At 41.7% G+C, this 24,933-nt stretch carries 25 protein-coding genes; 15 read left to right on the forward strand and 10 right to left on the reverse strand.

The window, feature by feature from the left end; translation table 11 throughout:
• Positions 1 to 118: 118 nt before the first annotated feature.
• Complete coding sequence (locus tag H6G32_RS18615) at positions 119 to 559, reverse strand: Fur family transcriptional regulator (protein WP_190460901.1); 441 nt, start codon at positions 557 to 559, stop codon at positions 119 to 121.
• A gap of 397 nt (positions 560 to 956) precedes the next feature.
• Between H6G32_RS18615 and H6G32_RS18620 the strand changes: the two genes are divergently transcribed.
• Complete coding sequence (locus H6G32_RS18620; RefSeq protein ID WP_190460903.1) at positions 957 to 1,445, forward strand: CRR6 family NdhI maturation factor; 489 nt, start codon at positions 957 to 959, stop codon at positions 1,443 to 1,445.
• Positions 1,446 to 2,183: 738 nt separating this feature from the next.
• Here H6G32_RS18620 and H6G32_RS18625 read toward each other — a convergent pair.
• Positions 2,184 to 3,173 carry a glycosyltransferase family 9 protein gene (locus H6G32_RS18625; RefSeq protein ID WP_190460904.1) on the reverse strand — a complete coding sequence of 330 codons (990 nt, stop codon included), beginning with the start codon at positions 3,171 to 3,173 and terminating at the stop codon, positions 2,184 to 2,186.
• Positions 3,174 to 3,330: 157 nt separating this feature from the next.
• Here H6G32_RS18625 and ispD point away from each other — a divergent pair, with 157 nt between their 5' ends.
• The 3 genes from ispD to H6G32_RS18640 all read left to right on the forward strand — a co-directional run bounded on the left by ispD (position 3,331) and on the right by H6G32_RS18640 (position 5,273).
• Positions 3,331 to 4,023, forward strand: a complete 693-nt coding sequence (ispD, locus tag H6G32_RS18630; RefSeq protein WP_190460906.1) for a 2-C-methyl-D-erythritol 4-phosphate cytidylyltransferase — start codon at positions 3,331 to 3,333, stop codon at positions 4,021 to 4,023.
• Between the two features lie 195 nt (positions 4,024 to 4,218).
• Positions 4,219 to 4,755 (forward strand): SMC-Scp complex subunit ScpB, encoded by a 537-nt coding sequence (scpB, locus tag H6G32_RS18635; RefSeq protein ID WP_190460908.1) that lies wholly within the window; start codon positions 4,219 to 4,221, stop codon positions 4,753 to 4,755.
• 173 nt (positions 4,756 to 4,928) lie between these two features.
• Positions 4,929 to 5,273 carry a DUF760 domain-containing protein gene (locus H6G32_RS18640; protein ID WP_190460909.1) on the forward strand — a complete coding sequence of 115 codons (345 nt, stop codon included), beginning with the start codon at positions 4,929 to 4,931 and terminating at the stop codon, positions 5,271 to 5,273.
• Between the two features lie 62 nt (positions 5,274 to 5,335).
• Here the strand turns inward: H6G32_RS18640 and H6G32_RS18645 are convergent, their stop codons facing one another.
• Complete coding sequence (locus H6G32_RS18645; RefSeq protein WP_190460911.1) at positions 5,336 to 6,544, reverse strand: HhoA/HhoB/HtrA family serine endopeptidase; 1,209 nt, start codon at positions 6,542 to 6,544, stop codon at positions 5,336 to 5,338.
• Between the two features lie 260 nt (positions 6,545 to 6,804).
• Between H6G32_RS18645 and H6G32_RS18650 the strand changes: the two genes are divergently transcribed.
• Both H6G32_RS18650 and H6G32_RS18655 read left to right on the forward strand, forming a co-directional pair.
• Positions 6,805 to 7,683: a LysM peptidoglycan-binding domain-containing M23 family metallopeptidase gene (locus H6G32_RS18650; RefSeq protein WP_190460912.1), complete on the forward strand. Its 879-nt coding sequence runs from the start codon at positions 6,805 to 6,807 to the stop codon at positions 7,681 to 7,683.
• A gap of 228 nt (positions 7,684 to 7,911) precedes the next feature.
• A complete protein-coding gene (locus H6G32_RS18655; RefSeq protein WP_190460913.1) occupies positions 7,912 to 9,060 on the forward strand; it encodes a tetratricopeptide repeat protein in 1,149 nt (382 codons plus the stop codon).
• Here the strand turns inward: H6G32_RS18655 and H6G32_RS18660 are convergent.
• The 3 genes from H6G32_RS18660 to H6G32_RS18670 form a co-directional block, all read right to left on the reverse strand.
• The gene (locus H6G32_RS18660; protein WP_190460915.1) at positions 9,052 to 10,092 is read right to left on the reverse strand and encodes an isochorismatase; all 1,041 of its coding nucleotides are present in this window, start codon (positions 10,090 to 10,092) and stop codon (positions 9,052 to 9,054) included. The genes H6G32_RS18655 and H6G32_RS18660 overlap by 9 nt on opposite strands.
• A 72-nt stretch (positions 10,093 to 10,164) precedes the next feature.
• A complete protein-coding gene (locus H6G32_RS18665) occupies positions 10,165 to 10,659 on the reverse strand; it encodes a GNAT family N-acetyltransferase (protein ID WP_190460917.1) in 495 nt (164 codons plus the stop codon).
• Positions 10,646 to 10,936: a type II toxin-antitoxin system TacA family antitoxin gene (locus H6G32_RS18670; RefSeq protein WP_190460919.1), complete on the reverse strand. Its 291-nt coding sequence runs from the start codon at positions 10,934 to 10,936 to the stop codon at positions 10,646 to 10,648. The genes H6G32_RS18665 and H6G32_RS18670 overlap by 14 nt, the downstream gene beginning before the upstream one ends.
• Positions 10,937 to 11,255: 319 nt before the next feature.
• Here H6G32_RS18670 and H6G32_RS18675 point away from each other — a divergent pair, with 319 nt between their 5' ends.
• Together H6G32_RS18675 and ispG are read left to right on the forward strand one after the other, a co-directional pair.
• Positions 11,256 to 12,176 carry a DUF4351 domain-containing protein gene (locus H6G32_RS18675; RefSeq protein ID WP_190460921.1) on the forward strand — a complete coding sequence of 307 codons (921 nt, stop codon included), beginning with the start codon at positions 11,256 to 11,258 and terminating at the stop codon, positions 12,174 to 12,176.
• 211 nt (positions 12,177 to 12,387) lie between these two features.
• Positions 12,388 to 13,614 (forward strand): (E)-4-hydroxy-3-methylbut-2-enyl-diphosphate synthase, encoded by a 1,227-nt coding sequence (ispG, locus tag H6G32_RS18680; protein WP_190460923.1) that lies wholly within the window; start codon positions 12,388 to 12,390, stop codon positions 13,612 to 13,614.
• A gap of 5 nt (positions 13,615 to 13,619) precedes the next feature.
• Here ispG and H6G32_RS27140 read toward each other — a convergent pair whose 3' ends face one another.
• Complete coding sequence (locus H6G32_RS27140; protein WP_255502516.1) at positions 13,620 to 13,754, reverse strand: hypothetical protein; 135 nt, start codon at positions 13,752 to 13,754, stop codon at positions 13,620 to 13,622.
• A gap of 1 nt (position 13,755) precedes the next feature.
• On the opposite strand from H6G32_RS27140, the gene ctpC reads away from it, so the two are divergent.
• Positions 13,756 to 15,045 carry a carboxyl-terminal processing protease CtpC gene (ctpC, locus tag H6G32_RS18685; RefSeq protein ID WP_190460925.1) on the forward strand — a complete coding sequence of 430 codons (1,290 nt, stop codon included), beginning with the start codon at positions 13,756 to 13,758 and terminating at the stop codon, positions 15,043 to 15,045.
• Positions 15,046 to 15,049: 4 nt separating this feature from the next.
• On the opposite strand, the gene H6G32_RS18690 is transcribed toward ctpC, so the two are convergent.
• Complete coding sequence (locus H6G32_RS18690) at positions 15,050 to 15,235, reverse strand: transposase (RefSeq protein WP_190460926.1); 186 nt, start codon at positions 15,233 to 15,235, stop codon at positions 15,050 to 15,052.
• A gap of 158 nt (positions 15,236 to 15,393) precedes the next feature.
• Between H6G32_RS18690 and H6G32_RS18695 the strand changes: the two genes are divergently transcribed.
• From H6G32_RS18695 to H6G32_RS18705, 3 genes are all read left to right on the forward strand, one after another.
• Positions 15,394 to 16,179 (forward strand): DUF4058 family protein, encoded by a 786-nt coding sequence (locus H6G32_RS18695; RefSeq protein WP_190460928.1) that lies wholly within the window; start codon positions 15,394 to 15,396, stop codon positions 16,177 to 16,179.
• A 132-nt stretch (positions 16,180 to 16,311) separates the two neighbouring features.
• Positions 16,312 to 16,515: a hypothetical protein gene (locus H6G32_RS18700; protein ID WP_190460930.1), complete on the forward strand. Its 204-nt coding sequence runs from the start codon at positions 16,312 to 16,314 to the stop codon at positions 16,513 to 16,515.
• A 286-nt stretch (positions 16,516 to 16,801) separates the two neighbouring features.
• A complete protein-coding gene (locus tag H6G32_RS18705) occupies positions 16,802 to 17,929 on the forward strand; it encodes a hypothetical protein (RefSeq protein WP_190460932.1) in 1,128 nt (375 codons plus the stop codon).
• Positions 17,930 to 18,006: 77 nt separating this feature from the next.
• On the opposite strand, the gene H6G32_RS18710 is transcribed toward H6G32_RS18705, so the two are convergent.
• Complete coding sequence (locus H6G32_RS18710) at positions 18,007 to 19,317, reverse strand: EF-hand domain-containing protein (protein ID WP_190460934.1); 1,311 nt, start codon at positions 19,315 to 19,317, stop codon at positions 18,007 to 18,009.
• A gap of 964 nt (positions 19,318 to 20,281) precedes the next feature.
• Entirely contained in the window at positions 20,282 to 22,324 is a 2,043-nt protein-coding gene (locus H6G32_RS18715; protein WP_190460936.1) for an elongation factor G, read from the reverse strand.
• Positions 22,325 to 22,748: 424 nt separating this feature from the next.
• On the opposite strand from H6G32_RS18715, the gene H6G32_RS18720 reads away from it, so the two are divergent.
• The 3 genes from H6G32_RS18720 to H6G32_RS18730 all read left to right on the forward strand — a co-directional run bounded on the left by H6G32_RS18720 (position 22,749) and on the right by H6G32_RS18730 (position 24,927).
• Positions 22,749 to 23,657 (forward strand): tetratricopeptide repeat protein, encoded by a 909-nt coding sequence (locus H6G32_RS18720; RefSeq protein WP_375539806.1) that lies wholly within the window; start codon positions 22,749 to 22,751, stop codon positions 23,655 to 23,657.
• 85 nt (positions 23,658 to 23,742) lie between these two features.
• On the forward strand, positions 23,743 to 24,297 hold the full coding sequence (locus H6G32_RS18725) for a phosphate-starvation-inducible PsiE family protein (protein ID WP_190460937.1): 555 nt from the start codon (positions 23,743 to 23,745) through the stop codon (positions 24,295 to 24,297).
• Positions 24,298 to 24,684: 387 nt separating this feature from the next.
• Positions 24,685 to 24,927 carry a hypothetical protein gene (locus H6G32_RS18730; RefSeq protein ID WP_190460939.1) on the forward strand — a complete coding sequence of 81 codons (243 nt, stop codon included), beginning with the start codon at positions 24,685 to 24,687 and terminating at the stop codon, positions 24,925 to 24,927.
• Positions 24,928 to 24,933: the final 6 nt, after the last annotated feature.

Here is a 24,933-nt window from a genome sequence, read left to right on the forward strand (position 1 = left end):
AAAAACAGAGCGGCGGGGCATCCCGTTCTTAAAGCCAAGAGTCTCCTAAGCAATAGCCGGATTGTCTTGGAAGCCTACACTGTACTCTTAGAGTCAGTGTAGGAGTATGTCACCACTGTTATTGTGAGTTACGGTAACCATAAAAATTAATAGTGTAGTCTGTAATCCGCACTCCTGTTTGTGCTTCAATTTCGCGGATAACTTCTTCTGGTAGTTTCACATGAACATCAAGAATTTGATTTGTATCTATACAGTTGATATGACTGTGAGAATCACTGATATTTCCATATAAACGCCCGTCGCTACGCTCAATACACTCAATGATTCCCTGACTAGATAAGGCTTCTAAATTTTGATAGACAGATGTATGACCGATCTCTTTACCTTGTTGGTTCAAGCGATCGTAAATCTCTCTCGCTGAAAGATGCTCATTGGCTTGCCAAAGGAGTTCCAGAATAAAGTGGCGCTGGCGGCTGACACGCATACCCAGCAGTTGACACCGCTCCAGAGCATCTTCTAGAGAACGAATTGGTTTTGTAGAAATCGCTTGCTTTTGCATATTTCAGCTTTGTTAACTGTTGGAGTAATTTTCCCAGTTCAATGTTTATTGGTTATTTTTATATCCAAGGATATTACATACTTTCATTTCACCTGATACCTTTGTTGTTGCTGATGATTGCTGCGGAAATTAAAGGCTGGGGCAATATTTTTTTTGCTTGTTGACAGTTGTGTTTTTACATCTTAATCTAAAACAAACTCATTACAACTTTAGCTTAGAATTGCTGCAAATGTCCACCTTAGGGCAGGTGCTTAGTTTAGCAAAATAAGCGTCTGCGTATGGAAGTCCAGTTAATTGTTAGCAAAAAAGTATCCGTGCTAACATATCTGCTACCGTGGATTTTAAATCCTACTGTTTAAGTAATAAGATAAGTAATAAAAAAGTAGCCGCCCAGTTAATGACAATGACGATCGCCCTCAATAATGACTCCATTAACAATCTGGATCTGTCGCCAGCTTCAACGGTGATTGAACCACTGCTGCAAGATGGAGCCATTGCATCCCATGAACAGCAACTGCGCTTTGAGGTCAATTACGAACTGGAACCAGGGGATCCACGGGAACTTTCAGAAATTCCAGAGGTGAGGCTGTGGTTTGTGCGTCTTGATGCCAAATACCCCTGGTTGCCATTTTTACTAGATTGGAAAGCTGGGGAATTTGCCCGTTACGCGGCTATGCTTGTACCGCATCAGTTCAGTTCCAAAGAAGGCATACAGTACAATCCTGAAGCCTTAGAAATTTTTTTGATGCACAAAATCTTTATTTTGAGTGCTTGGCTCAAACAACAAGATATCCCCAGTCAATCGCGGCTTAAATCCCTAGCGCAAATACTGGGTTATGAATTAGATGATGCTTTTTTTGAAATGATTGAAACAGCGAACGGGTAACCCTCACCAAAAAGTTCTGAGTAGAAAGTGCTGTAGTGAGTGCGGGGCCTAGCAGTCAGCAGTACTGAATGCACTCCAGCCCCCGAATGCTATTCGGGGGTCAGTGACATACTCCTATACTGATGCAAGCATACAGTGTAGGCTTCTCAGAGACTCCCGGTATCCCGTCGGACATTAACTGAGCTTTATTTTAATTCCACGAGATGCCCCTCCGCAGAATTGAACAAGTACAAAATATGTTCAATCTATGTACTGTCAGAGTTTTACCTACCCACAGAAAGCAAACATAAGTATCTGTTACTGGGTAGAACCCCATACTCTGAGTTTTCAAGGTACAGAGTGCAGGAAGCCGTTAGCTATTAATTTGATTAAACCTGCACTACTTAAGCATATCATGGTTACGGTGAATCGTCGTAACTATGTCTAGAATAAACAGAGTTGAAACAAGGCTTAATGATAGAGAGTTGGCACTTTTGAAGGAGTTTGCACAAAGCTTGGATATACCGATGTCTGAAGCGCTAAGAACCCTAGTTCAAAGCTTGGCGATTCGTCGCCCACCCCACTCACTCAGCGAGTGACCGTCGCTATTGATCGGGGGTGGGACTTCTTACCGCCCAAAAATTCATCTCATCACTCCCCTATGGGGGTGAGTGAGAGGCTTCTTTTTGTTTTAGCTAAAAGATTGGAATTTCTAAGATATTAGAAGCTCCAACCGTAAGCGTTGCAGGTTGGAGTACTTCACCCACTCCAGATTTTCTCCAAAACAGTTTGGGGTGAAATATCCGCCATTTTGCCCGTAGGGGATTTAATGGCCAGGAATTTATCACTTTTTGGTAACAATTTTGCTGGATCTGTGGAACCAAATAGGGCAATGGTGTAGGTTTGCACTGCCACACTCAATTGTAGTGGCATACTGTCGGTAGATAACATCAAACTCGCCCCGCCAATGATGGCAGCTAACTTGCCGATATCATCTGGCTTCGTCACCTTGATATCTGGAGAAGACTCCAGAAGCGACGGCCATGGGCTACGCCCCCCCGTAGGTAAGCCTACAAACTGCTCATCGTCACACCCTTGAATCACCATCACAGGCATATCTGGCTGCTTATGTTGGCATTCTTGAATAATTTGCTGCCAATTCTCCATTGGGTAGGCTGTATCCAGACCATCAGCTAGGGCTAAATGGCTAGAAGCACCGTTAATCAAGATATAGCCTGTTTCATGCACCCCTAAGCGTTTTTGTTCCCTTTGTGCCCACTCAATATCTGGTTTTGGCACATTTACGGCTAACTCTGGACAAGGAGAATTAATACCGAATGGTTGTAGCAGATCATGGTAGATCGCCGCTGCATACTGGGATGATTTGAGCGGTATAGCATTAGTGAGAAAAACCGAACCTTTGCCTTTGTAGCCAATGCGTACGGGAATTCCCGTCAACCAGAGGAAAAGACCCACTAACCAACTTTGTCCAACAGCAATGGCGGCATCATACTCGCGATCGCGAATTGTGCCCACCAAGTTACCCCAATCTGCCAGACTGTTACGATCTTTGTAATCAAAGGTTAAAACCTCGTGAACTGACTTGCTCACTCGGTAGGCAGCCTTTGACCTCGGTTCTACCACGACATCTATCTGAGCGTTGGGGTAATAACGCTTCAGGTCATCTAGAGTCGCAAAGAAAAGAATTTGGTCGCCAATTGAGCCAGGTACAAGGGCTACTACTCGCATAATATTTATTGACGCTTACTCGCTCCCTATTTTAGGGGAATATAGGTATCGGGGATTGGGTATTGGTGATTGGGTATTGGGGATTGGGTATAAAAATTAATTCTTCTCCCCCTTGCCCCTTGTAAAAGTGCCCCTAATTTTAAAATGGAGGAATTTTGTGTATTTACTAATTCCAGCTGCGGGTATAGGAACAAGAATGGGCAGTGACCGCAATAAACTCCTGCTGAAAGTGCGATCGCAACCGATAATAGCTTGGACTTTGTTAGCCGCCCAAGCTGCGAGTTCCATCAATTGGATCGGGATTATTTCCCAACCCCATGATTGGCCTGACCTGAAAGCAATTATCGCTGACCTGAAGTTGACCAAATCAGTAGAATTTATTCCCGGCGGTTCCACTCGCCAAGAGTCAGTTTACAACGGTTTGCAAGCACTACCAGCCGCCGCCGAACAAGTTTTGATTCACGATGGCGCCAGGTGCCTAGCCACACCAGATTTACTCAATTCTTGTGCTGCTGCTATCCGCCACTGTCCCGGTTTAATTGCTGCTGTAGCCGTCAAAGACACAATCAAAGTCGTTGATCAAAATGGCATAATTCAAAGTACACCAGACAGACGGCAACTGTGGGCAGCCCAAACGCCCCAAGGCTTTAATGTCAAATTGTTGAAACAGTGCCATGCTGAGGGTGTGCGTCAGAGTTGGGAAGTAACTGACGATGCCGCTTTGTTAGAAAAGTGCGGTATTGAAGTCCGTATCGTCGAAGGAGAGGAAACAAATTTAAAAGTGACCACTCCCCAAGATTTAGCGATCGCCGAATTTATCCTCAGCAACAGAATCTCAAGAGATTTTTGAGTAACTCTGATATATCCCCTTTGTGTGAATTCAAAATTCTCTCATTCAAAATTCAAAATGAATACAGTGTCAGATTTTCACAGATTTGCAATGGGTGGTTTATTTCCGCCGACCTGTACTAGTCACTTGTTCTTTGTCAATGACCAATGACCAATGACCAATGACCAATGACCAATGACCAATGACCAATGACCAATGACCAAAGCTACAGCGACGAAGATAGAAGCCATTCTCTATTTAAAGGGTAAGCCCTTATCCCTCGGCGAAATTGCCGAGTATGCCGCCTGCGATCGCGCCACAGTGCAAGAAGGCATAATTGAACTAATTGATAATTATGCCCGCCGAGATAGCGCCCTAGAAGTGGTAGAAACGCCAGATGGTTACAGTTTGCAACTGCGGTCTGACTTTTATGACTTAGTACAAACGCTGATACCTGTGGAACTGGGTGTTGGTGCCTTGCGAACTTTAGCAGCGATCGCCCTCAATAGTCCCATACTCCAAACCGACTTGATTAACCTGCGTGGTTCTGGAGTCTATCAACACGTTCCCGAACTAGTGGAACTGGGTTTTGTTCGCAAACGCCGCGACAATGAATCTCGCTCCTTCTCCCTACAAATCACCCCAAAGTTTCATCAATACTTCCAAATCGAGCAACTCCCCCAAATCTTCCCCACAGATCAAAAGGAACAACAACTAGAATTAGAGCTAGAACTAACCACAGAACCAACTTAAACAATTAAAAATTAAAAATTAAAAATTAAAAACCTCGACATAGCTTTTCCCTGTCGTAAAAGGTTCTGAGGATAGAACCAAGGGTCAATCAACGGCTAATACCTGTGGAGAATGCACTAGCCTTGTACTATGGTTTAAAGTAGAATTAGCAACTAAGCTAAAAACAACTGCCAATGGTATTTGATCCTAACTTTCTGAATGACAACTCTGACGAACACCCTAATCAGCTTCTAAGCGACCACTCTGGTGAGTACCCCAATCAGTTACTCAAATATCTACAGCACCAGTCTCCTGAAGTTTTAGCCCGTGTCGCCCAGTCTGTCAGCCCCGAAATTAAGCAAATCATTTCCCAAAACGTCCAAGGACTAGTAGGAATGCTCCCCGCAGAAAATTTCAACGTGCAAATTACAACTGATCGGGACAACCTAGCGGGACTATTAGCATCGGCAATGATGACGGGGTACTTTCTGCGCCAAATGGAACAAAGGATGCAGTTAGAGAATTTGTCTAGTCAATAATTCAAGACGCGATTAATCGCGTCTTGCCAATATTCTCTAGCCAGAAATTTTGGCCCTATTGACTACTTCTTCTGGGGATAAGCCCCTGACTGCACTTTGAGGATTTGAGTTTTACCGTTGCGGTTGACTTCGATTGCCAGAATGTCTCCAACAGTGCTGGACTCTACCAGCTTCTGGACTTGGGCAGCGGTTTTAACTGGTTTGCCGTTAAGTTTTTGAATCATGTCTCCCGGAAGCAGCCCTCCCTGCTTTGCTGGTGAATTATCTAGGACGCTCTTAATCACAATGCCAACATCGTGCTGAATGTTGAGCTTATTTTCTTGATTAATCTGCTGTTTTTTGGTAGGAGAAAGGTCTGCCATTTCAATCCCCAAAAAAGGATGCTCCACCCGCCCTTTAGTAAAGAGTTCATTAGCTACACGGGCGGCGGTTTCAATTGGGATGGCAAAACCCAAACCTTGAGCATCGGCGCGGATAGCAGTATTAACGCCGATCACTTCACCTTGAGCGTTTAATAAGGGGCCACCAGAGTTACCAGGGTTAATTGCGGCATCGGTTTGGATAAAGCTGACTCGCTTATCTGGAACCCCAACTTGAGCGCTAGTCCGGTCTGTAGCGCTGATAATGCCAATAGTGACAGTATTATCTAAACCCAAGGGATTGCCAATGGCGATCGCCCACTGTCCTGGAATCAAGTTTTGCGAATTGCCTAACCGTACTGTAGGCAAATTATCTGCGGTAATTTTCACTACTGCCACATCTGTCACAGTATCAATTCCCACCACCTTGCCCTCAAAAGTCCGACCATCTTTGAGGGTGACTTGCACTGTATCGGTATTTGCTACTACATGAGCATTGGTCAATAATTCGCCACTTTGACTCAAAATAAATCCAGAACCTGTCCCACGTTCAATCCGTTCTTGGGGGATTGGTTCCTCATCCTCCCCAAAAAATCGGCGCAACAGGGGATTTTTCAAAGCGTCAGAGATGGGATTTGCCACTTTGCGAGTAGCATTAATTCGCACTACCGCCGGGCCGACCTTTTGCACAGCCGTAGCAATAAAATTGAGATTATCGCCCCCAGTAGCCCCAATCGGCCCATTAACAGAATTAGGCGATACTGATTCTGGAGGCAAAGCCACTGTGACATTTTTTAGCTCTTGAAACGAGCGATTTTGTGGGGTGAGATAACGACTGCCTAATAAACCTGCAACGCCACCAAAGGTAACTAGAAACAGATAAACAGCCAGTTGCTTCAAGGATAACTTCATATTAATTAAGATAATTAAGAATAATTACGCTCAAGGATAGCAATGCAGTTGCTAATTTCTAAGTGTAGTCAAGCAAACGGCAAGTGAACAGATTTATTTTTCTAAAAACAGCAGGATTTGGGATGAAGTATTAAGGATCACGTAAAGGGAAGGGGAGAGAGGAGGAATCAGTAATTTTTCGTTCCTTGATTATCCTAGTTCCACACATCTAGTGTCTCCCCAACTAAAATCTAAAGTTAGCGATCGCTTAAAGTTTATTCATGACTCGTTCCTATCGTCTACTGTTTCTCTTGAGCCTAGTTAGCGTTTTGGGGCTAATATCCACACTGCCAAAACCGAAAAGCGCCAATGCTGCTACAGCAGGTTGTCCAATTCCCGCCCTCTCTCGCTTTCAACGCCATAAAGTTGCCCGTGGCGAAACTTTGGAGAGTATAGCACAACGCTATAATCTCATTCCCGCGACAATTATTGTGATGAATCCCGCTGTAAGCAACGGCAAGGTATCCGTTGGTAGCGAGCTGCAAATTCCTCCCTACAATGGGATTGTGGTAGAAGTGCCTCGTGGTCAGACTTGGCGACAAGTAGCGGTAAAGTATAAAGTCCGCGCCGATACCTTGTTTGAGGTAAATGGTTGCCAAAAAGATCCCAGAATTGTGTTTGTTCCGGGGGTAAATGGCTCACCGAATCGTGCTGTGATTGAGTCCCCCACACCTACGACTCCTGGGATTAAAATAACTGGGTATCCATTACCAGAAACGGCAACTGTAGCTTTAGCTTATGGCTGGCAAATTAACCCAGCTACAGGTGAAGTTTTTTTTCATAGTGGTGTAGATTTGTTAGCAGCAGTGGGTACTCCTGTAGATGCGATCGCACCAGGAACTGTAGTTTTTGCCAATAACCAAAACACTTATGGCAATTTAGTCATCATTAACCACAGTGGCGGACTCCAAAGCCGCTACGCCCAACTTGACAGTATCAAAGTTGCAGTTGGTCAGCAAGTACAAAAAGGAGACTTAGTAGGTACTGTCGGCACCAGCGGACAGCCTACAGCCACTCAACCCCATCTGCATTTTGAAATGCGTTCTAGTTCTTCTCTTGGTTGGGTAGCAGAAGATCCCAAGGGTTATTTAAAGAAATGAGGTAATGGGTAATGGGTAATGGGTAATGGGTAATGGGTAATGGGTGATGGGTGATGGGTGATGGGTAATCGTTTTTCCAACTACCTCTTACCTGTTTATCAATTACCAAATTTCATCAGTAGATTTGATCAGGTGAATTCTCCCTTTAGCAAATCTTGCAAATCTACCATTAGCTTATTCCGTACTCGCTGTTGGAATAATTTAATTATTTTATAAACAAAGGACTTTATGAATCAAATGGTGAATTTAGAAGCAGATTTATTTTTCCGACAGGGATTAGAGCATAACTTTGTAGGAGCATATAAAAATGCGATCGCTAGCTTTGATAGAGCTATAGAAATTCAACCAGATTTATCTGCAGCATGGAATGAACGCGGCTGGAGTTTATTTCTTTTAAACACCGAAGAAACAGCAATAGAAGCACTGGCTAATTTTAACAAAGTCATAGAAATTCAGCCCGATAACTTCTCTGCTTGGCATCGTCGGGGACAAGTTCAGTTAGAACGTCTAAATTATTTAGAAGAGTCTTTGTTTAGCTTCAATAAAGCCTTGGAAATCCAACCTGATCACTTTGATGCTTGGTGGGATCTGAGCTTTTGTCTATATCGATTACAACGCTATGACGAAGCACTTACCTCTTACAATAAAACTCTAGAAATTGCACCTGATGGTTATGCAGTACGGCAAGAACTTAGCTGTATGTTATCAGAAATGGGTCGCTATGATGACTCTCTGGTTATTTATGAAAACCTCCTAACAATCGAACCAGATAATTACATTACTTGGTATGAGAAGGGGGAAGTTCTGGAGAAATTGAACCGCTATGATGAAGCACTTGCTAGTTACGATAAATCCCTAGAAATCAAACCAGATAGATCCGCAGCTTGGTCGTTGCGGGGCGAAGTATTAGAAAAATTAGGGAATTATGAAGAGGCGCTTATCAGCCATGAAAAAGCCCTGAAGTGCCAAATTGAGAGTGAATTTGCTTGGTATGATTGGGCTGAGGTGCTGGTTCGGTTTGGTCGTGTTGAAGATGCGATCGCCTCCTGTAACCATGCGATCGCAGTTTTAGCTGACAAATTTGCCGCTTGGGAGAACAAAAGCATTGTCCTGTGTGAGTTAGGACGCTATGAGGATGCGATCGCTAGCTATCACAAAGCTCTAGAAATCAAACCAGACAACGCCGATACTTTTTATAATATAGCTTGCTGTTACGCCCTACATGGTGATATTCAACAAACTATTCAAAACTTGCAACAAGCCGTCTCTCTCAGCGATTCTACATTTCTAGAAGCAGCAAAAATTGACCCTGATTTTGACAACGTTCGCCATTCAAATGAGTTTCAGGCTTTGATGCAACCAAAAACTTCACTTTAGCCAGTTGGTAATAATTTCAGTAGATTGGATAATGTGCATTCCCGCCTCAGCAAACCTAGCAAATGTAGCATTAGCTTGTTCTGTGTAGTCAACCACACCCGGAACCACAACCGGAGAAGTGCAATCTTCTAAAAGATAGATTTTTTTAGCTAGGGTAGCATCTACCTGGAGAATTTCTGTTAACAAATCATCAATTGTCCAAGCAACACAATGACTTTTAGCCTGTCCACCAATAATTACAGCATCAAATTCTAAAAGTTGCTGAATCAAGCGTGTATTCTTTTGAGCCAGGGGATTTTGATTAAAATCTACCAACACTTCTGGGCGCAAAATCGAATAATTTTCTGTTAAAGGATTCTCCCCTTTCAATTCAAATTGTGTTTGACTTTGACGCGCAACACAATGAAAAAATACAGCTTCTTCCACCGACGAAACCAAAGCATGGCCGATACCGCCTAACATCGAATGAAAAGGCCAAATTATTAAGGGAAATTTACCATCTTGACTGAGTTGTTTAACATAGTGGTAAGCGTGTTTTTCTAATAATTCATAATCACCATTAGTAATACTATTAGCAACCGCCGGGTTAACTTTCCAGATACCTTGGTCAATATCTGCGGGGGTGATGCTGGTAGCTGCCGGTGTCGGGTGTTCTCCAGCAGCATTTACCCAAAAGATGGGATGGAAGATTTGCATTGCTGTGTGAGTATCCAGGGTTGGGGTAATTGTCGTAATTACTCCCAAGTTGCGATAGATAAATTCACACAAACGTTGATTATCATCAACCGCGCCTTTTCCAGATTGTCCCCCAACAAATAATTCAAAATCGGGGATACAAAAGGTATTTTGGACATCAATTAAAAGTAGACAGACGCGGGTTTTATCTAAACCTGCTGGTTGGATATTTTGTTGTTTGGCAAATATTTCAGCTTCAGCGGCCCGTTGTTGGTAAGGTACGCGCCACACTTCCCCGACTTTATCAGCGTTAAAGTGTGGGGGAATGGGGAGTTGGGTTGTTGTTTGGGTAGTCATGATTTAATTAAAACCTTCGTTTCTATAGCTTCTGGAAAATTTGTAATTTTGATGTGAAGCTGTTTCCAATCTTCAAAATAGCTGTTTAACAGTTCCCAGAGGTAAGAGCATTTCTAAAGGAGTATCCAAGAGACTAACAAAGCCATAGCGTTGATAATAAGCTTTAGCTTCCTCATCTTTAGCATCAACAAACAGACCAATTACTCCCGCATTTTCAGCAATCACCAAAGCCCGTTGCATCCCTTCAAGCATCAGAATTTCGCCAATTCCTTGCCGTTGCCAGTCTTGGGTAACAGCTAACCGTGCTAATTTAACACCAGGAACTTTTGTGGGGTATTTTTTAGCAAGCCGTGGTGGTAACTTTTCGGCTTGCACTTCACAAATTGACAAAGTAAAAAAGCCAATAATGGTTTTTGGTTGTTCTGTATCAACCAAAACAAAGGTGCGAGAAATGCCTTTTTGAATATGCTGCCGTGCAGTGCAGATCAGAAATTGATTTAGCGTCTCATTACCACAATTAAAACTTTGGCGGTCATGGGATTTATTCAGCAGTTCAATGATTTTCACGGAAGAATGCTTGATGTTTAACAGCAGCCGCTTTCAAAGCAAGATTCGGTTCAGGAGGATTTTCAATTAGGCTAAAGACTGTATCAGCATCTTGTTCGGATAAGTTAATTACCCGTTCTGCTTCTAAAATCTTGTGAGCTTCTTTAAGGGCTGCCTGAACTAAAAACTGGTTTAAAGTCGCTCCAGATAGGGCTGCGGCTTGTTCCAAAATTTCCTTAACCTGAGAGGAAATCCTTGCTGTCACCCTTGCATCATTAACAGAAGAAGTGGAAGACATGGCTCATTTTAGGTTATGTATGAAATTTAATTTTATCATTATGGTGTCATTTTGTCACCATAGTTTATAAAAGGCGATTTTGATGGGGAATAAGAAGGGCAACGAAGTATAACGCACCACCCATACCATGAAGTTACTCTCAGATACCCGACTTCTCTAAGAAGTCGGGTATCTTGTTGTATGGCTAACGCCACGCTGCGCTATCACAAATGATTTAGGATTGCTATAGCATTGAACTGAGATAACTTGGTTTACCAGAGTCAGCCTATAAGGATTATTTTACTACTTTTGTTGCATGAAGTATGAGAGTTAGAAATTCATGACTGAAAGCATAGATCATGACTGTTTATTCAAAGAGCTTCTTTCAACCTTTTTCATCGAATTCATAGAACTCTTTTTTCCCGAAGTTATCAATTATCTTGATACTGATTCCGTTACCTTATTAGATAAGGAGATGTTTACCGATGTCACCGCCGGAGAAAAGTATGAAACCGATTTGATTGCTCAGGTGACATTTCGAGGTGAGCGTTCTTATTTTCTGATTCATATTGAAGCAGAATCCGGTTCACGTCCCAGATTTAATAAGCGAATGTTCCGCTATTTCGCTCGCTTACATGAAAAATTCGACCTACCCATTTATCCCATTGTTATTTTTTCTTATGACTCCCCTAAAACCTTAGCAGTTAGTAATTATCAAATTGACTTTCCTGATTTTGAAGTTTTAAAATTTAATTATCGAGTTGTGCAACTCAATCAATTAAATTGGCGAGATTTTTTGAACCGTCCTAATCCGGTAGCTTCTGCTTTAATGTCCAAAATGGACATAGCGCCCCCAGATAGAGCAAAAGTCAAAGCAGAATGTTTAAGGTTGTTAGTAACTTTAAAATTAAATCCTGCTAAAATGCAATTAATCTCAGGTTTTATTGATAGTTATCTGAAGCTTAACCAAGCAGAAGAACAGCGATTTCAAACGGAATTAGGTTCATTAAAACAAGAAGAACAGGAGAACGTTATGCAAATTGTCACCAGTTGGATGAGACAAGGAATTGAGCAAGGTATTCAACGAGAAAAAGATTTGGTTGTGCGTCTACTCAAGCGCAAATTAGGCGAAATTAATGCTGAATTAGAAGCTCAAGTTAGAAGCTTAGAGGTTGAACGCCTTGAAGTTTTAGGGGAAGCATTATTCGATTTTTCGACAGTGGAGGATTTGCGAGATTGGTTAGATAATCTGAACAGTTGAGTCAAACTATCTGCCAGAAATAGGTTTCATAATATACAGCTAAAAATGGCGGATGCTTATCGGCCAGACGAAAAGCAGAAGGATACGGCATAATTGCACTTCTGCTTTTTTGCCACTTTATCACCCAAAACAACCCCACCTATGGCAATCTGAGAGACAGAAGCTCTGACAATCTGATATTTTAACTACAGCAAATTTACCTGTTCAGGTTATGCAAACTCTGCCCACTCTTACAACTGCAAATACTACATCAACTCAACCCGCCTTCGACACAACGATTAAACGGCGGAAAACCCGTCCCGTAAAAGTGGGAGATGTCACCATTGGGGGTGGCTACCCGGTGGTGGTGCAGTCGATGATTAACGAAGACACCCTAGATATCGATGGTTCGGTGGCGGGTATTCGGCGTCTGCACGAAATTGGCTGCGAAATTGTCCGCGTCACTGTTCCCAGTCTCGGACACGCTAAAGCGTTGGCGGAAATTAAGCAAAAATTAATTAAGACTTACCGAGATGTGCCCATTGTCGCCGATGTGCATCACAATGGCATGAAAATCGCCCTGGAAGTCTCCAAGCATATTGAGAAAGTGCGGATTAATCCGGGGTTGTATGTGTTTGAAAAGCCAAACACCAACCGCACCGAATACACCCAAAACGAATTTGATGAAATTGGCGAAAAAATCCGCGAAACTCTCGCACCTCTGGTGGTTTCTCTGCGAGATCAAGGTAAATCGATGCGAATTGGGGTAAATCACGGTTCCCTCGCTGAAAGGATGCTATTTACCTATGGCGATACTCCTGAAGGAATGGTGGAATCGGCTATTGAATTTATTCGCATTTGTGAATCTTTGGACTTTCATAACTTGGTAATTTCTATGAAAGCCTCGCGGGTACCGGTGATGGTAGCTGCTTATCGCTTGATGGCCAAGCGCCTGGATAACTTGGGTATGGATTATCCCCTACATTTAGGTGTCACAGAAGCCGGTGATGGGGAATATGGACGGATTAAATCTACAGCAGGGATTGCCACTTTGCTTGCTGATGGGATTGGTGATACAATTCGCGTGTCGCTTACAGAAGCGCCAGAAAAAGAAATTCCTGTCTGCTACAGTATTCTGCAAGCTTTAGGATTGCGGAAAACTATGGTGGAGTATGTCGCGTGTCCTTCTTGCGGACGCACTTTGTTTAATTTAGAAGAAGTGTTGCACACAGTCCGGGAAGCCACCAAACATTTGACAGGGTTAGACATAGCAGTTATGGGTTGCATTGTCAATGGCCCTGGAGAAATGGCAGATGCTGACTATGGCTATGTAGGTAAGACCCCTGGTTACATTTCTTTGTATCGCGGTAGAGAAGAAATTAAAAAAGTCCCAGAAGCACAAGGGGTAGAGGAGTTAATTAACCTCATTAAAGCAGATGGACGTTGGGTAGAACCTTGAAATTTTTAACGGTGGCCATAAAGGTCGCCGGATAGCAAGGCTTCTTGGTGAATTAAGAATAAATGCTCGGTCTCTACAGTGATACCTGTGTTAGATTGAGCATACTGACTATAATTTTTCCCCTCTGGCATAGCTGTCATTATGGTGATTACAAAAAGTAGGCTTGTTTTGAGTGCTACGGTGGTAACGCTCTCTACAATTGTTGTTACTAGCCTTGGCATCCATTCGCGTGGTCAGGCTTTATTTAAAGAAAGTCCCAAGGAATTGGTAGACGAAGTTTGGCAAATTGTGCAGCGCCAATATGTAGACGGAACCTTTAATCAGGTTGATTGGCTGGCTGTTCGTCAAGAATATTTAGGCAAGTCCTACAGTAGTCAGCAGGAAGCTTATAAGTCCATCCGGGAAATGCTCAAAAAGCTAGAAGACCCTTATACCCGGTTTATGGATCCAGAGGAATTCAAGAATATGCAGGTGGATACCTCTGGGGAACTGACGGGTATTGGGATCACTATCAGTCAGGATGAAAAAACGAAGCGTTTGGTTGTGATTGCGCCGATTGAGGATACACCTGCTTTTAAAGCTGGGATTCTGTCTAAGGATGTGATTCTCAAAATTGACGGCAAAAGTACTGAGGGGATGGATACTAACCAAGCGGTGTCGCTGATTCGCGGGGAAGCAGGAACCCAGGTAAGTCTGATAATTCAGCGTAACGGGAAACAAAAACAGTTTGACATTAAGCGATCGCGCATTGAAATCCATCCTGTGAAGTTTTCCCAAAAGCAAACTCCAGCCGGCAATATTGGTTACATCCGCCTGAACCAGTTTAGCGCCAACGCTGGTAAGGAAATGCAAAGTGCAATCAACAATTTAGAATCTAAACAGGTATCTGGCTATATTCTCGATTTGCGCGGAAATCCTGGGGGTTTGCTATTCTCTAGCGTCGAAATTGCCCGGATGTGGCTAAATAAAGGTATAATCGTTTCCACCATTAACCGCCAAGGTGAGCAAGAGCGGGAAGTGGCAAACGGCAGGGCGCTGACAACTAAACCGCTGGTGGTGTTGGTGAATAAAGGTTCGGCTAGTGCTAGTGAAATCCTTTCAGGAGCATTGCAGGATAATAAACGCGCCGTTATAGTGGGTACTCAAACCTTTGGTAAGGGTCTAGTGCAATCGGTACGTCCTCTGGAAGATGGTTCAGGAATGGCGGTGACTATTGCTAGATACCACACACCGAGCGGTAAAGATATTAACAAGCATGGTATTGATCCAGATGTGAAAGTGGAGTTGACTGAGGCTCAGTTACAAGAATTGTGGCTGAAGGAGCGAGATAAACTCGCTACACCAGCAGATCCCCAATTTGCGAAAGCGGTGGAAGTGTTAGGTAAACAAACAGCTAATAGCATCACTACCACCACCACAAATAAGAATTAAAAATTTATTGCGGTTGGCACTTGCCAGCCCTAATTAATCCTACACGACGTGCGATCGCTTCTCCTTGGTTCGGAAAAGGCCCCCACTGTTCAATAATTTCTGGTTTATCGTCCTCAAGTTGTTTGCTGGGGATGATTTCACAGTTTCCAGCGGAATGTTTGACAATATACCAAGTTTGTGTATTAGTCATGTTTTAGAGGGGGTTGTTAGGATAAATAATTGATTTTTGTTTCGCGCACCAGCGAAGCGTTCGCGGAGCGTGCCGGAGGCTCTAGCACGAAGTGCGTTAGACGCAGAGGCGCAAAGAAGAACGCAAAAGTTAGCAATTTGCTAAGAGTGGTTTACATAATGCCTTCACCATTTCCAGGGATGAACCCCTATTTAGAACATCCTGAACTGTGGCCAGAAGTTCATAGTCGGTTAATTATTGCTATAGCTGATACAATTTTCCCTCATTTACGACCTAAATATCGGGTAGCGGTGGAAAAGCGGGTTTACCAAATAATAGATGATAGTTCTGTTTTAGTTAGTATTCCTGATGTGACTGTTAGACGTTCTTTAACGACTATAGATAAAGGTTCATCTAATATTGCTGTAGCTTCACCACCTGCTAAACCCCTGACGGTTAATATCCCTATGCCGGAAGAAGTGCGGGAAAGTTACCTTGAGGTGCGGGAAGTGGGGACGGGGGAAGTTGTGACGCTAATTGAGGTTTTATCGCCAAAAAATAAGCGTTCTGGGGAAGGTAGAAAAGCTTATGAAAATAAACGTCTACAAGTATTAGGAAGTTCAACTCATTTAATAGAAATAGATTTGCTGCGTGGTGGTGAACCTATGCCAATTTTGGGTAATCAAATTCAGTCAGATTATCGCATTTTGGTTAGTCGCAGTCAATTACGTCCTACAGTAGAATTATATCCTTTTAATTTACAAGAACCGATTCCCGCTTTTGTTTTACCTCTACGCAAGGGTGATACAGAACCGATATTAGATTTACAAGCTGTGATACAGGATTTATTTGACCGTGCTGGTTTTGATTTGGCTATAGATTATAGTCGTGAAGCAGTTCCACCTATTGGGGAAGCTGATGTTGCTTGGGTGAATGATTTATTAAAAGAGCAAGGGTTGCGGTAATGACCCCGCTTCCATTCCTCTCCCCGTTGGCGTAAGCCTGCCGTTAGGCATAGCGAAGAGAGAGGCTAATAATTTTGGGTGGGAGAGGTTTTTTGAATTTAAGTTGAGTAACATCGACAAGAAATCATAAGAATGACATTAAATAAATTGACTGAGAAAACTATTTGCAAAGACTGTAGTTTTTATGTTGAGGTGGAAGGTTCTACAGAATGCATTCATCCTGATGAATTTGAGGTGAATTGTTCTACTGTCACTTTTTGCAGTTCGTTCACTCCAGCAGTAGAAGTTGATAGTCCTTGTGTGTCTTTCGATATTATAGAAAATATAGATTTGTAGCATTATGACTATTCCTATAAAAGATACATTACCTCGTTCCCAGTCGGAGACTGGGAATGCCTATTGAGAGGTTCTACCTCCCATTTAAACAGCAAAGTTTCTTTTAGTGTATTTCCAAGCTAACAGAAGGCAGAGCCTTCCATAATGCATTGCCAGGTAGAACCTGGGAACGAGAGAATAAGTAATTCATATAAAACTTAAATATTTTTTATACTTTTAATACTGTCAATTATATTGATTGTTGTGTTAAGATTAATGCCATATCTCACCTCTAATATTCTTGATAATGCTGAAACCATGCCTCTATAGAAAGTTTAACCAAGGACAACTAGAATGTGAAATAGCTGAGATTCGAGAAACAGGATATACATCATCGACTTCAGTAGATGTCTGTAATGAATGTCCAATCCCCGAAATTATTCAACAGGTAAATTGTAAAAATTTTATCCCACTCAAGTTACACTTATTTATTAACTCACATACTTTTGAGGGAGACCCAAAACAAGAAATTTGTTCTCATTACTGGGACTCTAAGTGTCAAAAAATTTATTTTCAAAACAAACATGATTATGAAAAGAAATGTTCAGATAACTGTCCTGCGTTCCAAGCAATATATGTAGATTTATCAACTGAAAAATATATTTCAATTCCAAAATTGAATACTGTAACAGCAACTGATCACGAATTAAGACAGGCTGTATTATTAATTTTATATGAGTACTATAGGGAGCATCCTGACCGCTATAAGTGTTTTGATGTAACGCCTGAATTTATAGCTAAAAGTCTTAATATTAATGTTAAGGATGTAGTGCGAGTTGTTCTTCCTATGGAAGATGAAAAAGAAGTCGAAACTAAAAAATATTTAGGAGAAACATATTTTAGATATGTACATATTACAAGTCAAGGAATTAGAATGATTGATGAAAAACCACTATTTGGTAGTTTGGATACAGCCGCATTAAGAAGTATTAAAATAGAAAACTCTCAATTTACTATTAATGGAGATATGATGCCAGATTATTACAATAATGATAATGATTTACGTGGAGCAAATATCGCTAATTTTGCTAATCAAGTTCAAAATAATGCTAGTCAAACTGCTTCTGACTTTTCCCAAAACATTTGTCAAAACATAAATGAAATAAACAACTTAATTAGTTCTCTCCGTGAGATAGCTCAAACCTTTCCTGAAGCTCAACGGGAAGAAGCTATAGTACATTTAGATGATTTGCAAGAAGATATTAAACTAACTATACCTGAAAAGCAAAAACCTCGAATCAAAGCTCGTATTGGCGCATTGTTAGCACTCACTGGTATAGTTGGTGCGGCTGTAGCTGGAACTGTAGATTTTAGTAATAATGTTTTGGAACTATCCAATAAATTAGGATTTCCAATTGAACACACTCAGCCTTAACTTTGGGTTGATGATGCGTCAGGGGACGCATCCTACCTGTAGCTTACTACTTGTATTTTTGGTCGCAGCGGTTGAAATTAGGTCATAAGAATTATATTTGAGTAGGCAAATGACCAAATTGGCCGCATTCTGTTGAAAAATTCTTCAAAGGAAAATTTAAAGTCTTTATCATCATCATATTTTCTGATGTATTCTTCAACCTCTATCGAAGGTAATCCCCACTCTAACAATAGGGTTGTGATCTCAAATTTATCAATGTAACCACTTCTATCGATATCAATTTGATCGAAAATCAATCTGGCTTTTTCTTCATTGGTAATATTTTTACCTTTAGTCAGATGTTCATTTTTCAGGTTTTCTCTTTTCAGTCGTTCCTTCACTCCTTTAATTTGCCAAATCTTTTCATAAAATTCAACAAAGCTAAATCCGTCTAACTTGGTATTTCGAGAAATAAAGTTATCGATAAAAGTATCTGGCACTTGCCACTCATGCCAAAGAGTTCTCAATTCTTCTTTATCCAAAATTCCACTATTATCTTTATCCAATTTAGAAAAAAGTGCTGCTGCTACTGTTTGATCATCAAGTCCATCTAAATTTACCGACAAATGCTTACTTAGCCATAATTCTTTAGCATCTTCATCGATTAAGGTTTGTCTTGCACTTTCTTTTGTCCAACTGAGCCATTCTGCTGCTGTTGGATTGATAATCAATTTGTACAAAGCGTTATAGCCAATCACAAAAATGATAAATAACAGATTGCCTGAAGCACCCAATACAGAAGGTAATATCAATACCCCAGCCGCGAGAATTGAGGCTGAGTAAAGATTATTTTTGAACAATCCTGCAACTGTAAAAATTAAGTAAAAGACTCGACACCAAACGTATATACACAGAACCAAAAATGTGTTGAGCAACCAAAGAGTTGAATTAGGTTCTAAGAGCAGATGAACTGCACAATACAAATGTAAAGTTACAACGAATAAATAGCCCGGAATCATTGCACTCTTGGCACCAAAAACAATCGGTGTTTGGTAAAAAGATGTAGTGACATGACCGATTATGGCTGATAGCGCCATGATGATGGCGGGGATTTCTGGACTACTACTAAAAAAGGCAATCACACCAAAGATAACCTCTATAGTTCCAGAGATTACATGAGTTTTGATTGATAAATTCCTTTTTGGTAGCATGAGGAATTTCGGGTGTGGCGGGTTGGTGTAGTGGTAGTACAAAACGTAAAAGTTACATAGGAATGATACCGCACACAAAACTAGTTTTTGATAATATTCTGCCTCTGTGCCTGTATAGGTAGTAGTAAAATAAAAGCACGCTAGGGCATAAATGCTAACTGGCAAAAGCAGTAGCAGGTTTTTTAGAGATATGGGCATATCTACTCTTGTTTGATTTTATTTTTTGTAATTATCTGTGTTAAATTTCATACCAATTTTTTTTTCTCTTGTCAAGAAATAAGTTTGCAGTGTATTAAAACATCTTTACCAATAACGTTAGCTTGATAACAGCAAGACGAAGCGAACTTTTAGCTAGCTTGTTGTCAAGAGCAGGTTTTTTGTGATTATCTATACTTACAGCAATTGCCAGGTAAATAAGCTACTGAACAGAAATTCAAACCCCTGTAGAGACGTTGCATGCAAAGTTTCTGGTCTAAATAGTCGAAAATTGTTGTAAGTTAGGATAATTAGGGATGTTTATAAAATAAAGGACACCCGCAAGAGGTGTCCCTGTATAAGGATTTCACTTGATTCTAGATAAATCTAGGACTTAACGACAGGAGATAGCAAATATGTGGTATGGTTTGTGTCTTTAAAAATCATGATTTGTGCGTTAGGGAACGCACCCTACAGGTGGTTCTCTATTGTCAATAAATTAAATTGGCAGTGTATTAAACCCTCTTTACCAATAACGTTAGCTTGATAACAGCAAGACGAAGCGAACTTTTAGCTAGCTTGTTGTCAAGAGCAGGTTTTTTGTGATTATCTATACTTACAGCAATTGCCAGGTAAATAAGCTACTGAACAGAAATTCAAACCCCTGTAGAGACGTTGCATGCAAAGTTTCTGGTCTAAATAGTCGAAAATTGTTGTAAGTTAGGATAATTAGGGATGTTTATAAAATAAAGGACACCCGCAAGAGGTGTCCCTGTATAAACATTTCACTTGATTCTAGATAAATCTAGGACTTAACGGACAGGAGATAGCAAATATGTGGTATGGTTTGTATCTTGAAAAATCATGATTTGTGCGTTAGGGAACGCACCCTACAGGTGGTTCTCTAACGCATCAAAAAAGCCTAAAAGGGGAATTTGCGACCGTGGGTAAGTTCTAAAATCTCAATTTACTTACCGTTACCATTCCCGCCATTATTACCATTGGTGAGAATGCGTTCAGCAAGCTTTTCCGGCACTTCTTGGAGATGATCTTGTTCCCAGTGGAAAGAACCAACGCCAAGAGTGAGCGATCGCAATTCTACGATAAAATTCTGCATCTCTGCTTGGGGCAAGAATGCAGATACATTATCCCAACCTTGCCAATCATGTCTGCCTTCATAGCCCAAAATCTGCCCCCGTCTACCACTCAGCAGTTGCAGCACCTTGGAGGTAAACTCACTGGGAGTAGTCACCAATACCCGCAAAATCGGTTCTAACAGCGTTGGTTGTCCTTGGGGTATGCCAGTTTGCATTGCTAGCCGCGCCGCTTGTTTAAAAGCCTGTTCGGAACTATCTACGCTGTGATAAGAACCATTTGTCAGCGTTACCGCCACATCCACCACCGGGAAACCCAAAGGCCCGTGTGTGAGAAATTCCCGCACACCCATTTCTACCCCTGGTATATATTGTCTAGGAACCACACCACCAACAATTTTTTCACTAAAGTTAAAACCTGTACCTCTGGGTAATGGTTGAATATCGAGAAAAACATCACCAAACTGCCCATGTCCGCCGCTTTGGTGTTTATAGCGTCCATGAACTGAAGCCACAGGTTTACGGATGGTTTCTTTATAAGGTACTTGGGGTAAATGGGTGGACATCGGCAAATTATACTTGCGACGCAGTCTATCTAAAGCGACTTGCAGATGTATTTCCCCTTGTCCCCAGAGAATGACTTCGTGGGTGTCCCCATGTTGTTGCCAAGCGAGTGCAGGATCTTCTTCTAATAGTTTAGCGATCGCACTGCTGAGTTTAACTTCATCGTTGCGTTTTTCTGGAGTAATCGCTAAAGCATACACAGGTTCTAGCTGTTCAGCTTTCGGTAACTCCCTCACCGGCTGCACTGTAGAAATTACATCCCCAGTTTTCACGCCGTCCAAACGACTCAAAGCGACAATTTCACCAGCACCAGCTTCATTAATAAACTGCTGTTGTTGTCCCATTAAACGGTAAATACCACCAGCGCGAATCCCATTGAGGACAATTCCATCAGTTAATGTACCCTGCCAAACACGCACAAGGGAAAGTTTGCCACCTTGAGGAGTGTAGTAAGTTTTCAGCACCTGCGCTACAGGAGTATCAGCAATTTTGCCTAAGCGCCGTTCCATTGTGGTTTCTGCTTCCGGTGCTTCCCGCAGCAAAGCTTCTAATAAAGGTCTAACACCATAATCTAGTTCCGCCACACCAAAGAAAACCGGCACAACCAAATCAGCGCCTAATTCCAATTTTAAATCTTTGAAAATTTCCTCTTGGGGTGGTTCAATGTCTTCTAAAAGTTCTTCCAATAAATGATCATCAAAATTTGCTAGGGCTTCCAGCATTTGGGCCCTGGCTATATGTTCTTCTTCTTTGAGGTTTTCGGGAAAAGGAATTTGATCAGCAGGTGCACCGGGATGATATTGATAAGCCTGTTCGCTCACCATATCAATAAATCCTGTCAATTCCTCACCTTGCATGATGGGGTATTGGTGGGCGACTAAGGGACGACTAGAAACGGCTTTTAGGGCGTGTAATGTCTCTAGAACATGAATACTTGCCCTATCCATTTTATTCACAAAGACGAGATGGGGAATTTCCCAGTCGTCGAGGAATTTAAATAGCGGCGCGAGAGTGAGAACTCTATCGCGGATGGGTTCGCAAACGACAATTGCGGCATCGACTCCCATTAAAGCGTTATAAGTCTCTTGGGCGAATTCCACTGAACCCGGACAGTCAATAAAAGTAAAGCGAGTACCGTTATACTCAGTACTCGCTGCACTTACTTCTACACTCCTAAAGCGATCGCGCGACTCATTCGCACTATCCCCCACTGTGTTGCCATCCTTCACAGTGCCTTTGCGAGAAATCGCCCCTGTGACAAATAACAAGCTTTCTAGTAAAGTAGTTTTTCCACTTAAATAAGGACCAACAATTGCAACATTCCGCGAACCCGATTTTACTTTTTCGTTCATAAAACCTCCTCTGCGGTTAAGCAACGCTTACCTGCATTATCCTGTGTGTTTCCGGGATAAATTCAGAGCTATCTAGAGGGTAAATTATCCCTTCTTTAACTTGTTATTATCCTCCCTTTAATCTGAAGCACAAAAAATCGTATCTTCTCGTAAAACTTGGCTTAATAAAAGTTAATATTTATCATCTAAAATTCTGAATTGAATACTTTTGTAAAGTAATTCAGTTGACAGAAAAATTTTTATCGAACAAATTAATCAAAAAGTGTTGCAAATTAGCAAATTAATGAAATTATCATTCTTTAAATCGCCCTTATTCGCCATAGCTTACGTTAGCTTGAATATGCTCTCAGTTTTCTTAAATAAACTTCCTTTGTACAGCCATCCGAAATCAATCGTGAAATTCTCTCTTCCCTATTCTCTTGGCATCTTGGCGGTTAGTTCAAAAAGAATTTTCCCTACAATATTGAGTTTACTCTTAGTGAGTGCAAGCATCCTTTCCCCCTCTTTCCAACACCCATTACTGGCACAAACTGGCAATCAAGCTGCCACAGACGCATTAAATCAAGGATTACAGGCGATTCAGGAGGGAAAAGTGCAAGATGCGATCGCCTTTTTTCGCCAAGCAACCAAATTAGATCCCACATTAGCCCCAGCACAATATAATTTAGGTTTAGCACTGCGACAAGCAGGACAATTACAACCTGCGGCAGATGCATTTTATCAAGCAACCCAAGCAGATCCTCAGTTTGCTGCCGCTTTTGCCAATTTAGGCGGCACATTATTAGAAGGGAATAACTTACAGACAGCCAAGGATTACTTACAACGGGCGATAGAACTTGATTCTAAGCTAGGCTTTGCCCACTATAACTTAGGCTTGCTAAGAGAGCAGCAGAGAGACTGGGATCAGGCGATCGCCTCCTTTAAAAAAGCCATAGAATATAGCCAGAACGCCCCAGAACCAGCCTATCACTTAGGAATATGTTATCTCCAACAAGGCAAAATTGATCAAGCCAAAGAAGCCTTTAAAAAAGCCGTCAAAATCAATCCCAAATATCCAGAAGCTCACTACAATCTTGCTTCAATTTTATTCAATCAGGGCAAATATCCCGAAGCCTTAGCAGCTTTCAGAGAATCAGCCATAGCTAACACCAACTATGCCAACGCCTACTATGGTGCAGGGTTAGTTTTTATCCAGTTAAAACAGTATCCAGAGGCGGCGCAAGTATTCCAATATGCTAAAGATTTATATAATTATCAGGGTAATTCCCAGTGGGCAAACAAAGCCAATCAATGGTTGCAACAAGCACAAACTTTAAATTACAAACCTCGCTGAGGCGCAAAACCTTAATATTGCTTAACATTAAAATAATTGGGTTAAATGGCTGGTGTAGTCTGAACTAGTCCTAATAGGAAGGGAAATGTACAAGCAAAAGCGCCTCAAGAGTCGATTTTTATTTTGCGATCGCTGGCTTGATCGACAGTCAATAGTTCGTAACATGGAGGCTTTCCAAGACTTAATTGTGATTGTCCTGTGTTTAGGATTATTCGCCGTTATGTTGATACAATTGTGGGGAATATTTACCGCCCTGTCCCAGTCACTAGACTATAAAATAGTGACAGCAAAAATACTCTTTGTGTTAATCTTGGTGGAGTTATTTCGCCTCCTCATGGTCTACTTACAAGAACATAGCATTTCTGTGGGAGTAGCAGTAGAAGTAACAATTGTATCTGTTCTGCGAGAAGTAGTAGTTCACGGTGCCCTAGAAATTTCTGGAATCCAGACAGCAGCAATTTGCGGCTTATTATTAATTTTGGGTGGGCTATTAGTAGTATGCGCAAAAACGCCACACATGGATTGCATAAGTGCTAATACAAAATTTTGCCCCCTTGCCTATTCAGACAGTAGTGAACGGAACAGCAATCTAGAATTTCAGTATTCACATAACTGTGATGAAAATCAACCCCTAGTGTAAATTAGGTAACAGAAAAATTAATTGACCGTATTCGCGTAGCACGGCTAAATTTGTGCATGATGATTTTCTTGTAGAACGGGCGTCTCGCCTGTTCTGGGCAAGCATTAGCGTAGCGGCACCCAGTGCGATGCCCACCCCACAAAAGCTATATTTTATGCCTTATTTTAGACGTGTCACGCCAGTTGAAGGCGTTAGGCGCACTTAAAAAGTGATTTTTGGCAAATTACAACGTTTGTGCGCCGTGACGGATCATTTGCAGTGCATCACACTGCGTTAACGGCATCCTACAGACTTAATACATCATCCTTTCTACTCCGCTTTTAGGCAGATGAATCGCTCCTTGGGAATGAGTATAAATTTATTAGAAACCTAAGGGAGCGTAAATATATGACTACTACAGGTAACGGGCATTCTGAAGAACCGATTAGCAACTTGGAATACGACTTTGTCACCGTGTTGCACAACAAAGCCGAAGCAGTTAAGGCTTACGAAATTTACATTCAAGATGCACAGGAAGCTAACTCTCAGCCTTGTGTAGAATTGTTCCAGAAATTGCGGCAGTCAGAACTTCAGCAAGCCCAAGAAGTTCGCCACCATCTACAACAAGTGATGGAAAAAGGCAGGATGTAATATCCC

Source organism: Cylindrospermum sp. FACHB-282 (genome assembly GCF_014697195.1).
Classification (GTDB): Bacteria; Cyanobacteriota; Cyanobacteriia; order Cyanobacteriales; family Nostocaceae; genus Cylindrospermum.